Consider the following 12,371-nt stretch of genomic DNA (forward strand, 5'->3'; position numbering starts at 1 on the left):
ATTGCAGCGATGCTAAAATCGGTCACCTGTCCGATCGGACAGTTGACGTATTCAGGGGTGAATCAGGCGCCGGCGCACGGCCTCGACGACCGCCTGCGTAGTGGTGGCGACGCCGAAAGCCTCGCGGGCCCGCGCTGCGTGCCATTTGACCGTGCGCTCGGTGAGGCCGAGGATTTGCGAGGTCTCGGACGAGGTCTTGCCGGCGGCAGCCCACAGCAGCACCTCTCTTTCCCGATCGGTGAGCGGGCTCTCGCCATCTTCGTCATGGGAAAGAGCCTGGATGGTCATGCCGGCATATACTGCCATCGTCACCAACTGCCCCTGCTCGCGCTGCGACAGCTTGCAGGACTTGGCTGAAGAGGCGAACGACAGCACCGATTGCCAGTGATGGACGCTCAGCATCGGCACGGCAAAGCCGCTCCAGATGCCGAACTCGGTCGCCTCGCCCGCAACCCGCCGCGAGGCTTCCGTGTCGGACCACTTACCCGGAACTTCCGACCAGAGGAACGGCTTCAGCGTCTTTGCCGAATAGATACACACGCCATCCACGGCGGCGTGCTCGGCCTCAACATAACGTTCGAACCAGCCTGCGGGCCAGCCATTCAATTCCACCATCGGGGCGAGCTTCTGCCCGCCCAGAGGGACGCCGCTCAAGATGAGATGTTCGAATCCAAGATTTCTTACTGTCTCGAGCAGATCGCTCAAGAGCGGCCCTGTAGCCGTGTGCTTCCTGCATCGCTCAACGAAGTCGAATACGTCTGAATCGATCATGCCAGAGACCCCAACTCCCGCACGGCCGTTTATAACTCATTTTAGACAAGTCCAATATGAAAAAGCCCGGGTCATATGAGCGCAATGCGCAGCCAGGCAGTATTTCCGAAGCCGCCTGTCAAACCATCATATTAGCAATAAACGATGTGTTAATATGTGTGATGCAGCCTTGCTGATCGGGAACCGATCCCGATCGACGATCCGGCCCAGAAGTGCCGCGACGTCCGACCGATGCGGAGCAAAACGCATGAGTGTCGAAACAGCACTGGCGCAGTTGCTGCGCATGATGCATAGCCGCGCGCTGAACTTGGCGACCTTGCCGGACGACGAGAGAGATCCGCACTACGACCGCATTCGCCTGTCGTGCTGCGGTGCTGCCGAGCAGATCGGGCAAAGCCCGGATAAGGCAGCCCTGACGGCAAACAGCATGGTTGAATTCACCCGCGCAATGGTGGGGATCATCGAGGCAGGCCGCGGGTAAGAGGCCGGTCGCATCTGAGTGACGGTTGGCCAGTCGCAGCGGGCCGCGCAAGTCCGGCGATGCCACTCACTCCGCAGCCTGCACCCTGTTTGCCGCGATGATCGCGCGGATTTCGGCGCGGCAGGAGCCGCAATTGGTGCCGGCCTTGAGCGTCTCGCCGATGGCTTCCACGGTTCCGCAGCCCGCCCTCACAGCGGCCGCCATCTGGTTGGCGCCGATGCCGAAGCAGGAGCAGACGGTGGCGCCGGGATCAGGCCTGTCGGCGCCGGCGCGACCGGCAACGATGCGGAAGCGCTGACGCTGGCCGGCATGCGCAATGCCGAGTTGATCGGCCGCCCAGCCGCGCGACACCGCGACCGGACCGGGTGCGACGAACAGCGCGCCGGCTAGATGCTCGCCCTCGAAGACAGCTATGCGGTGCTGGCCGGCATCGCGGTCGTGATAGGCGAGCGTCTCGGCATGCGGCAGGCTTCCGAACAGCGACCTGGCAAAGGCCGCCCAGTCGGTGTTGTCTTCGGCAAAAGCCAGTTCGACCCGCCAGCCGCCCTGGCAACGGGCGACGACCCAATAGTCGGCGGCGATCTGCTCCGGGCGCTGCCGCAGCACGGCAAAGCCAAAAGCCTTGGCCGCGAATTTCTCGATGCGCACAGCGACATGTTTCAGCGCCGGCTGGCCGGAGATGGGGTCCGTCAGTGGCGCGGTCAGCGTGTCAAGCCTGCCCCTGGCGGCGAACTGATCGGTCCAATGCATCGGCGCGAAGACGCTGCCGCGGCGCTGGCGTGTCGTGACCAGGGCGCGCACCAGCACCTCGCCGCGCGCGCTCGACAGGCGCACGATGTCGGCGTCGCCGATGCCGTGGACCCGAGCATCGTCGGGATGGATTTCGACAAAGGGTTCGGCGATGTGCTGCGACAGGCGCGGGCTTTTGCCGGTGCGCGTCATCGTGTGCCAATGGTCGCGGATGCGCCCGGTGTTGAGGATGAGCGGGAATTCGGGGCTGGTGCGGGTTTCGGTCGCGACGCGGGTGGGGATGAAGCGGGCTTTGCGGTCGGGCGTGTAGAAGTGGCCGTCGGCGAAGAAGCGGATGGATTGGTGTCCTCTCGCCCCGCGCCGCTCCGGCTGAGGTCGAGCTTGAATACCCCCTTCGGGCTGAACTCGCGCTTGAACACCCCCCTCTGTCCTGCCGGACATCTCCCCCTCAAGGGGGGAGATTGGCAGCTTCGCCCTTGGCGCCGGTCCTGCTGCGTTTGAGATTGGCGAAGGCCGCGGCGACAGCTGATCTCCCCCCTTGAGGGGGAGATGGCCGGCAGGCCAGAGGGGGGCGCCTCGGCTCGGCGCTGGCCACTGGAACGGTGCAAGGGTCTCATAGGCTTGGGCATCGACACCGCCATAACCACCAATGTCGAAATCCCGCGCGCCATCGTTCTCGAATCCCGAAAGCGTGGCGTGCTCGGCGAAGATCGCGCCCGGCGTCTCATGCCCAAATGCCTCGCCAAAGCCCATCCGCCGCGCCACTTCGGCGATGATCCACCAATCGTGCCGCGCCTCACCCGGCGAGGCCAGGAACGGCCGCTGGCGCGAGATGCGGCGCTCGGAGTTGGTGACGGTGCCGTCCTTCTCGCCCCAGGCGGTGGCCGGCAGACGGACATTGGCGTGGCGAACGGTGTCGGTATGTTCCAGAACGTCGGACACGACGACGAAAGGGCAGGCCTTGATCGCGGCTTGCACAGTGTCTGCATCCGGCATCGAATCAACCGGGTTGGTGGCCATGATCCACAGGGCCTTGATGCGCCCGTCGGCGACAGCCTTGAACATGTCGACCGCCTTCAGGCCGGGCCGCTCGGGAACCGTCGGCGAATTCCAGAAGCGGCGCACGCGCGCTCGATGCGCCGGGTTCTCGATCTCCATATGGGCGGCGAGCATGTTGGCCAGGCCTCCGACCTCGCGGCCGCCCATGGCGTTGGGCTGTCCGGTGACCGAGAACGGCCCTGCCCCCGGTTTGCCGATGCGGCCGGTGGCAAGATGGCAATTGATGATGGCGTTGACCTTGTCGGTGCCCTGCGACGACTGGTTGACGCCCTGGCTGTAGACGGTGACGGTCTTTTGCGTCGCTGCGAACAGTTCGTAAAACTGCAGAAGCTCGTCTTCGCCAAGGCCCGTCGCAGCGGCGATGCAGGCAAGATCGAGCGTTTCTGCCGCTGCCAGGGTTTCGCGGAAACCCGAAGTATGCGTGGCGATGTAGGCGCGATCGAGCGCATCGTTCCTGGCGAGATAAGCCAGCAGGCCCGAGAACAGGGCAGTGTCACCATCGGGCGCGATCGCCAGGTGAAGGTCGGCGATGTCGGCGGTCATGGTGCGGCGCGGATCGACCAGCACGATCTTCATGTCCGGGCGCTTCTCGCGCGCCGCGGCGATGCGCTGATAGAGCACGGGATGGCACCAGGCCAGATTGGAGCCGACCAGGACGATGAGATCGGCAAGCTCCAGGTCCTCATAGCAGCCGGGCACCGTATCGGAACCGAAGGCGCGGCGATGGCCGGCGACCGAGGAGGCCATGCAGAGCCGCGAATTGGTGTCGATGTTGGCTGAGCCGACGAAGCCTTTCATCAGCTTGTTGGCGAGGTAATAGTCTTCCGTCAGCAATTGGCCCGAGACGTAGAAGGCGACCGCGTCCGGCCCGTGCTCGGCAATGGTGCGCGAGAAGGTGGAGGCGACGCGGTCGAGCGCCTCATCCCAACCGACGCGGTGCCCTTCGATTTCGGGATAGAGCAGCCGGCCGTCGAGCCCGATCGTCTCAGCGAGCGCCGAGCCCTTGGAGCAGAGCCGGCCGAAATTCGCCGGATGGTCGGGATCGCCGCGGACGCTCACCTCGCCGTCCGCTGCGACCTTGGCCAGCACGCCGCAACCCACCCCGCAATAGGGGCAGGTGGTCCTCACCTCGCGCGCTTCGTTCATGATTTCAGGCAGCACGGCTGGCCAGCGCTTCGAGCGCGATGAACAACCGCTCGCCTTCCCGCTTCACCGGAATGGTGCGCACCGCGCCTTCATCGGCGCCAAGCGCCTTGCCCGTCTCCAGCGAGATCACCCAATTGTGCAGCGGACAGGTCACCGCCGCGCCATGGACAATGCCCTGGCTGAGCGGCCCACCCTTGTGCGGACAATGATCCTCGATGGCGAAGACCTGGTCCTCCGCGGTGCGGAAGACGGCGATCTTGCCTTGCGGTGTCGCGACGCAGCGGGCGCCACGGCGCGGAATGTCGGTGATGGTGCCGATCGCGATCCAGGTCATTGGATGGCTCCCGCCTTCGCTTGAGAGGAAATCGCCCAGGCACCCCCCTCTGTCCTGCCGGACATCTCACCCGCAAGGGGGGAGATTGGCAGCTTCGGTGACGGCGCCTTTCTTTCAACGTTGGCGATTGGCGAAGGCCCTTGTGGCATCCGATCTCCCCCCTTGCGGGGGAGATGGCCGGCAGGCCAGAGGGGGGTGTGAAGGAACGCTTCCATCGGCCCTACTCCGCCGCCTCGGCGAACCCGACCGAAGCCAGCGGCCGGAATTCGTGCTTGTCCTTGCCGGAGACGCGCTCCGACCACGGGTCGACCTGGGCGAATTTTTGGCTGAAGACGAAGCGCTCGTAATAGGCCGTGCGCTTCTCGCCGTCCTCCATGATCTGGCGCCTGATCTCGTCGATGCCGACGCGCTTGGCCCATTTGTAGATGCGCTCGAGATAGCGGGCCTGCTCGCGGTACATCTGCGTCAGCGCCACGATATGCTCCAGCGCCTCGTCCTCGGTCTTCACCAGCCCGAGCACCTCGGTGCCCTTGATGTCGAGGCCGGCAGCACCCGCGAAGTGGATCTCGTAGCCGGAATCGACACAGATCACGCCGACATCCTTGCAGGTCGCCTCGGCGCAGTTTCTCGGACAGCCCGACACCGCCATCTTGACCTTGGCCGGCGTCCACGAGCCCCACATGAACTTCTCGATGCGCACGCCCAGCCCGGTCGAGTCCTGGGTGCCGAAGCGGCACCAGTCGGAACCGACGCAGGTCTTCACCGTGCGCAGGCCCTTGGCATAGGCGTGGCCGGAGACGAAGCCTGCCTGGCCGAGATCGGCCCACACCGCCGGCAGGTCCTCCTTGCGGATGCCCAGCATATCGATGCGCTGGCCGCCGGTCACCTTGACCATCGGGATCTCGAACTTGTCGACGACATCGGCGATGGCGCGGAGTTCCGCGGCGCTGGTGACGCCACCCCACATGCGCGGCACCACCGAATAGGTGCCGTCCTTCTGGATGTTGGCGTGCACACGCTCGTTGATGAAGCGCGACTGGTAGTCGTCGGCGTATTCGTCCGGCCAGTCGCAGACGAGGTAATAGTTGAGCGCCGGCCGGCATTTGGCGCAGCCGCAGGAGGTCTTCCATTCCAGCTCCTGCATCACGGCCGGAATGGTCTTCAATCCCTTGGCCTTGATCAGCCGGCGCACCTCGTCATGGCCGAGCGCAGTGCAGGAGCACATGGGCTGCACGGCGGCCGGGTTGTAAGTGTCGCCGAGGGTAAGCACCATCAGCTTCTCGACCAGCCCGGTGCAGGAGCCGCAGGAGGCGGACGCCTTCGTGTGAGCGCGCACGTCGTCCAGCGAGGTCAGGCCCTTGCTGGTGATGGCACCGGTGATCTTGCTCTTGCAGACGCCGTTGCAGCCGCAGATTTCCGCATCATCCGGTAAGGCTGCAACGGCCGCCATAGGGTCCAGGGGGGCACCCCCCTGGTAGGACTGGCCGAAGATCAATGTGTCGCGCATCCCGGAAATGTCGGTCTGCTTCTTCTTGAGGTCGTTGAACCAGGCGCCGTCGGCGGTCTCGCCATAGAGCACGGTGCCGATAATGCGATCGTCCTTCAGCACAAGGCGCTTGTAGACGCCGGCCGAGGCGTCGCGCAGCACGATTTCCTGGCGGTCGTCGCCATCTGCGAAATCGCCCAGCGAGAAGAGCTCGATGCCGGTGACCTTGAGCTTGGTCGGCGTGTCGGAATGCACGAACGCCGCCGTCTCGTCGCCGGCAAGCTGCGAGGCCGCAACGCGCGCCATCTCATAGAGCGGCGCCACCAGGCCGTAGACCATGCCGTTGACCTCGGCGCATTCGCCGAGCGCGAAGATGTCGGGATCGTTGCTGCGCATGCCGGCATCGACGACGATACCGCGGTTGACTGCAATGCCGGCCTCCTTGGCGAGCGCGGCGTTGGGCCGGATGCCGACCGCCATCACCACCAGCGTCGCCGGGATGATCGTGCCGTCGGCAAGCTCGACCTGCTCGACCTTGCCGTTGCCGATGATGGCCTGGGTGTTGGCCTTGGTGAGAACCTTGATGCCGCGCTCCTCGACGGCGCGCTGCAGGAGATAGCCGGCCGCCGGATCGAGCTGGCGCTCCATCAGCGTCGGCATGACATGCAGCACGGTGACGTCCATGCCCTGCGCCTTGAGGCCGGCAGCGGCCTCGAGCCCGAGCAGGCCGCCGCCGATGACGACAGCCTTGGCGCGCGACTGGGCGGCCAGCATCATTGCCCGGACGTCGTCGAGGTCGCGATAGGTCAGCACGCCCGGCAGATTGTTGCCGGGGACGGGAATGATGAACGGCACCGAGCCGGTGGCGATGACCAGCTTGTCGTAGGCTTCGGTCACGCCGTGGTCGGAGGTGACGGTCTTCGCCGCACGGTCGATGGCGACGATCTTGTGGCCCTTATAGAGCGTGATGCCGTGCTTGATGTACCAGCCGTCGCCATGAATGATGATCTCTTCATAGTCCTTCTCGCCCGACAGAACCGGCGACAGCATGATGCGGTCGTAGTTCACGCGCGGCTCGGCGTTGAAGATGGTGACCTGGTAGCGCCCGGGCGCCTTTTCCAGCAGATGCTCCAGCATGCGCCCGGGGGCCATGCCGTTGCCGATGATGACGAGTTTTTCTGTCATGTCGCTGATCCGCTCCGGTCTCACTTGGCCGCGTAGGAAAGCGTCGAGTCTTCGGCGGCGGCCGCGCGGTCCATGCGCCGGATGGAAAAATGCATCCAGGCAAAGCACGTGACGACGATCATGAAGAGCAGCATGAAGCAGCTCGACCAGACGCCGGTGAGGTCGTTCAGCGCGCCGAAAGCGATCGGCAGGAGGAAGCCGCCGAGGCCGCCGATCATGCCGACCACGCCGCCAACCGCGCCGACACTCTGCGGATAGTAGACGGGGATGTGCTTGTAGACGGCGGCCTTGCCGAGGCTCATGAAGAAGCCGAGCACGCAGGCGACGGCGATGAAGGCGAGCGGACCGATCTCGAAATGGAAGGCGATCGGCCCGCTGATGCCGCGCACCACGTAGTCTGCCGAGGGGAGGGACAGAACCAGCGTCGCGACGGCACTGACCGCGAAGGTCCAGTAGAGCACGGTGCGCGCGCCGATGCGGTCGGAAAGCACGCCGCCATAGGCGCGGAAGATGCTGGCGGGGATCGAATAGGCCGCGCCGATCATGCCGGCGGTGGCGATGCCGAAGCCGTAGACGCCGATCAGGTAGCGCGGCAGCCACAGCGACAGCGCCACGAAAGCGCCGAAGGCGAAGAAGTAGTAGAAGGCGAAGCGCCAGACCTGCAGGTTCTTCAGCGGCGCGAATTCCTGCCAGAAGCTTCTCGGCGCTGCCGCCTTGCCGGCACGGCGCTCACGGATCACGGGGTCGTCACCGGTGGTGAACCAGAACACGATCGCCATGACGACAAGTGCGCCCGCCCAGATCTGCGCGACCGCCTGCCAGCCCCAGGCGAGGAGCACGAACGGCGCCAGGAACTTGGTGACCGCGGCGCCGACATTGCCGACGCCGAAGATGCCGAGCGCCGTGCCTTGCCGGCCGGCGGGGAAGAAGCGCGAGACATAGGCGACGCCGACGGCGAAGGAGCCGCCGGCGAGCCCGACGCCGAGCGCCGCGACCAGCATCTGCTCATACGTGTGCGCGAAAGCGAGCAGGAAGGTCGCGACCGCCGCCGCCAGCATCGTCGCGGTATAGACCAGCCGTCCGCCAAAGCGGTCGGTCCAGATGCCGAGCACCATGCGCACGAGCGAGCCGGTGAGGATCGGCGTGCCGACGAGCAGGCCGAACTCGGTCTCGTTCAGCCCAAGCTCCTGCTTGATGCGCACGCCGATGATGGAAAAGATCGTCCACACCGCGAAGCAGACGGTGAAGGCGATGGTGGACATTGCGAGCGCCTGCCGGGAGTCCTGGCTTGGCGCGGCTGGGAGGATTGCTGTCATCTTGGGCTCCGGGTTGCGGTGTGGGAGGCACCGCGAATTGTGTGGATCAGGGGCGGCATCGGTCAGCGCGTGGAGACCTCGTGCGGCGCGGTCACTTCAGGGCTCTTGCCCTCGGTCTTGAGGCTGGCGGGAAACAGCAGCAGCGCGGCTGTGAACAGCACCGCCGTCAGCAGGCTGCTGCCGACAAAGTCGCGCCGCCTGAAATCCTTGAGGGTCGTTCCGATCCGTTTCGTCATCGTCGTCTCCGCCTGGCGCCGCTTGGGATCGGCACCGTCGATTGCGTTTCGGGTCCAAACAAAAAAGCTGCCGGCCAGGCCTCTCGCGTCCGTCCATCCGGGATCGCGCGTCGACCTGAGCGGCAGCTTTGCCTGTAGCGCCCGCCATTGGACGCCTGTCTCGTTGCCCGCGAGGGGCTCGGTTACGTCAAAGCAGGAACCGTGCCAGTTTCGGCATGAGCTGGATTATGAAGTAAATTCAACGCACTGCACCGTCCGCGCGTTGGCAACGCCCCTGATGCGGCAGGTCAAACATTGGTCAATGGCGCTGAGGTGCCGCATAAATTTTGTGCAATGCACAAGAATGGCGTGCAAATGAACAGGTCTGCGAACCAGTTTCTCGGCACGGGATTGTCGACAGGTCGGACACTTAGTAGCGGCTAGGAATTTCACCGCGTTTTGGGAGAGATTATCGCGAACGGTCGGGGTTGGCCCCCAACGTCGTCATCCCTGGGCGAAGCAGGAGCGCAGCTCCGTCGCGGAGACCCTGGGATCCATTCCGTGACCTCAACCGAAGAATGCAGCGGAGCAGAATTCTGCACCGTAGCATCGCTCGGAAATCACGGAATGGATCCTCGGGTCTGCGCCGCGTCGCTTCGCTCCTTGCTTCGCCCGTGGATGACGAAGTGACGGATGGCTTCGGCAATCTCATGGGTGAGATCCGCTACCCACTCCCGACCTGCCAAAAACTCCGCGTCAGGGATCAGGCGTGTTTCTGTCCGGCGATATAGGCCTCGATCTGGTCGGGATCGAAGATCTGGCCGTCGAAGAATCCGTCGGGACCGAGCACGAGACTCGCTCCTGCCGAGCCGACCGGCGTCGCCGCCTTCAGCGCGCCTTCGACCTTGGCATTGGCGCCGGGCAGCGCCACGCCGAGCGGCTTCAGCGCCGAGCGGTAGAGGTCGGGGCGGTAGCAATCGCGCGCGATGGCCAGGTTCTGCGGCGTGTGCGGCAGTTGCCCCCAGCGCACCATCTGCGTGTAGAACCACAGCGCATGGCTCTTCCAGGGGAAATTCGCCGCCTTGTCGAAGGGCACGAAGAAATCCTCGATAGCCCGTTCCGCGCCGCCGCCGAGCGCAAGATGTCCGCTCAGCACCGGCATCTGGACCGCCGGCTTCTGGCCGAGGAAACGGGCGTCGGCCATCAGTTCTGCCAGCTCGGTGCGGTTCGTCGGATCCTGGCACCAGCGGGCCGAGTGATGCAGCGCCCGCAAAAGTGCCGCCAGCGCCTGCGGGTTCTGCTCAGCCCACACTTTGCGCACGCCGATCACCTTCTCCGGGCTGTTGCGCCACAGCAGCGCCTTGACGGTCACGATGTGGCCGGTGCCGGCGGCGACAGCCGCACTGTTCCAGGGCTCGCCGACGCAATATCCGTCGATGCGGCCGGCGGCCAGCGCATCGGCCATGAAAGGCGGAGGCACAATGACGATCTCGATGTCCCGGTCGGGATCGATGCCGCAGGCGGCGAGCCAGTAGCGCAGCTCGTAATTATGCCCGGAATGCGGATGCACGACGGCAAAACGCAGCGGCTCGCGGGCCGCCCCGACCCGCTCGCGGATTAGCGCACCCAGTGCGGCCCCCGCGCGCGCCGGGTCGAGGTCCGGTTCCGCGCCGTGAGCCGCCATGCCATCCCACACCGTGTTGGAAACGGTGATGCAATTGCCGCCAAGCCCAAGCGAGAACGGCACGATGGTCTCGGAGGCGATCGGGGTCAGGCCGAGGCTGCAGGCGAGCGGCATCGGCCCCAGCATATGGGCGACGTCGAAATGGCCGATGGCGATGCGGTCGCGGATATTGGCCCAGGAGGTCTCACGCTGCAGCTTGAGTTCGACGCCCTCGCGCGCGGCGAAGCCCATCTCGCCGGCCGCGACCAGCACGGCGCTGTCGAAGAGCGGCATGAAGCCGGCGGTGATCTGGTGCGCAGCCGTCATGCTATTCGCCCTCCAGCGGTCCGAGCAGCCCGGCGGCGGTCACCAAGCTCTGGGCGATCTCGCTGATCTTGCGGTTCTGGTTCATCGCCGTCTTGCGCAGCAGCGTGTAGGCCGCCTCCTCGGAGAGCCCGCGCGACTTCATCAAAATGCCCTTGGCGCGGTCGATGACCTTGCGGTTCTCGAGCTCGCTGCGCGCCTCCTCCAACTCGCGCGCCATGCGCGAAAAGGCGTTGAAGCGGCTCACCGCCATGTCGAGGATCGGCTTCACGCGCTCCTGCCTCAGCCCGTCGACGACATAGGCCGAGACGCCCGCCTCCACCGCCGCCTCGATCGAGGCCTGATCGGAGCGGTCGACGAACATTGCGATCGGCCGCTTCACCGCGCGCGACAGCTGGAACATATTTTCCAGCATGTCTCGGTTGGGGTTTTCGAGATCGATGACGATGACGTCCGGCTCGATCTCGGCAATGCGCCGCGCAATGCCGGCGACGTCATGGATAACCGTTACCCGCTCATGCCCGGCCTCGCGCAGTCCGGCCTCGATGATCGAGGCACGGATGCGGTTTTCGTCGATCACAAGAACGGCGAGCGAGGAATGGACCATGGGTTCAATATGTCGAAGCGGGGGGATTGTGCAATGCGGGATGGGAGGGGGCCGCGTTCCAATACACGCCCACGGCGTTGCCGATTAGCCCGCTAGGCAATTGGTCAACCACGACAGGGAGCAAAGGTGATAACTCGGCGCGTCGCAGTGCGAACGAAATCGCTCGTCTAATCAACCAGCAACGTTGCGAAGTATTCAATCTGATTTCTTCGTATTTGCTCGATTGCTCATCCAAGAGTCGGCCTCGGCCTGGATTAGCTCCAGGTTCTGTCGCTGGAAAGATTCCTGGTAGGTTACCGTGGTGACGATCAACGTATCACTGTAGCCCAACACAAGCTCACCGAGCGGTCGGTGGATAATTTCGTCTATTGGCCGCCGGTCGAAATGCACGATAAGCCCATCAAAGTAGAACCGAAAATGCGGCACCTCGTATTCAGGTTCCCCATCCAGACCAGGAATCGTCTTAGTCATGGCGATAGGCGTATGGTTATGTTCGAAGCCCATCGTAGACAGTTGCGTCAATTCCGTCTGGTAGAACTCGATCGGGTCAGGAGTTCGCTCTAGTACCATCCGCCGAAGCGTGTTCAAATCGTCTGAGGGAATCTCAATATCACCGAATTCTTCGCGCTCTGTTGCCCCTGCCCTCCACAGCAAGCTGAGCATGAAGACCCGCAGCAGACGCCAATCGACTCCGCTCAGTTCCCTAATACCCCAGCCAGTTGCGGGGATTTGGCGAATATCTGGTAACCTGGTCATCGGACCCCACCCCGACCATACCAGCTTCGCCTTCCGCAACTCTTTGATTGCCCAATCGTCGAGCTTCGCCAGAATGTCTTCCCCTGCGCGAGTTACCAGTCGATTGTCATACCAACTGCTGTGCCGAGTCGTTGGCGGACGCCCTTTCCCGCCCTGCATAAGAGGCTTACCTAGGCCACCAGCTTTGGTGAGCGCTTTTGGCAGAAGATGGGAATCCACGAATCTGCCCCGGCTCCCTGTCAGCTTGCATACGCCGTCGGCCATTTGTTCCAGCTATC

10 protein-coding genes are annotated in these 12,371 nt (G+C 64.4%); 1 reads left to right on the forward strand and 9 read right to left on the reverse strand.

Features of this window, described 5'->3' with window-relative positions; genetic code table 11:
* Positions 1-51: 51 nt before the first annotated feature.
* On the reverse strand, positions 52-771 hold the full coding sequence (locus EN818_RS04005) for a LuxR family transcriptional regulator (RefSeq protein WP_095808368.1): 720 nt from the start codon (positions 769-771) through the stop codon (positions 52-54).
* Between the two features lie 247 nt (positions 772-1,018).
* Here EN818_RS04005 and EN818_RS04010 point away from each other — a divergent pair, with 247 nt between their 5' ends.
* A complete protein-coding gene (locus EN818_RS04010) occupies positions 1,019-1,252 on the forward strand; it encodes a hypothetical protein (protein ID WP_095808369.1) in 234 nt (77 codons plus the stop codon).
* A 66-nt stretch (positions 1,253-1,318) separates the two neighbouring features.
* Here the strand turns inward: EN818_RS04010 and EN818_RS04015 are convergent, their stop codons facing one another.
* The 8 genes from EN818_RS04015 to EN818_RS04045 form a co-directional block, all read right to left on the reverse strand.
* Entirely contained in the window at positions 1,319-4,207 is a 2,889-nt protein-coding gene (locus EN818_RS04015) for a nitrate reductase (RefSeq protein WP_095808417.1), read from the reverse strand.
* Between the two features lie 4 nt (positions 4,208-4,211).
* Positions 4,212-4,541, reverse strand: a complete 330-nt coding sequence (nirD, locus tag EN818_RS04020) for a nitrite reductase small subunit NirD (RefSeq protein WP_095808370.1) — start codon at positions 4,539-4,541, stop codon at positions 4,212-4,214.
* 220 nt (positions 4,542-4,761) lie between these two features.
* The gene (gene nirB, locus EN818_RS04025) at positions 4,762-7,212 is read right to left on the reverse strand and encodes a nitrite reductase large subunit NirB (protein WP_095808418.1); all 2,451 of its coding nucleotides are present in this window, start codon (positions 7,210-7,212) and stop codon (positions 4,762-4,764) included.
* Between the two features lie 20 nt (positions 7,213-7,232).
* On the reverse strand, positions 7,233-8,528 hold the full coding sequence (locus EN818_RS04030) for a nitrate/nitrite transporter (protein WP_095808371.1): 1,296 nt from the start codon (positions 8,526-8,528) through the stop codon (positions 7,233-7,235).
* Between the two features lie 62 nt (positions 8,529-8,590).
* The gene (locus EN818_RS32560) at positions 8,591-8,764 is read right to left on the reverse strand and encodes a hypothetical protein (RefSeq protein ID WP_189523764.1); all 174 of its coding nucleotides are present in this window, start codon (positions 8,762-8,764) and stop codon (positions 8,591-8,593) included.
* Between the two features lie 742 nt (positions 8,765-9,506).
* Positions 9,507-10,733, reverse strand: coding sequence for a CmpA/NrtA family ABC transporter substrate-binding protein (locus tag EN818_RS04035; protein WP_095808372.1), 1,227 nt, complete (start codon positions 10,731-10,733; stop codon positions 9,507-9,509).
* Between the two features lies 1 nt (position 10,734).
* Positions 10,735-11,337 (reverse strand): ANTAR domain-containing response regulator, encoded by a 603-nt coding sequence (locus tag EN818_RS04040; protein ID WP_095808373.1) that lies wholly within the window; start codon positions 11,335-11,337, stop codon positions 10,735-10,737.
* A gap of 195 nt (positions 11,338-11,532) precedes the next feature.
* The gene (locus EN818_RS04045; RefSeq protein WP_095808374.1) at positions 11,533-12,357 is read right to left on the reverse strand and encodes a hypothetical protein; all 825 of its coding nucleotides are present in this window, start codon (positions 12,355-12,357) and stop codon (positions 11,533-11,535) included.
* Between the last annotated feature and the right edge of the window lie 14 nt (positions 12,358-12,371).

The organism is Mesorhizobium sp. M3A.F.Ca.ET.175.01.1.1 (assembly GCF_004791945.1).
In the GTDB taxonomy this organism is placed as follows: Bacteria; Pseudomonadota; Alphaproteobacteria; order Rhizobiales; family Rhizobiaceae; genus Mesorhizobium.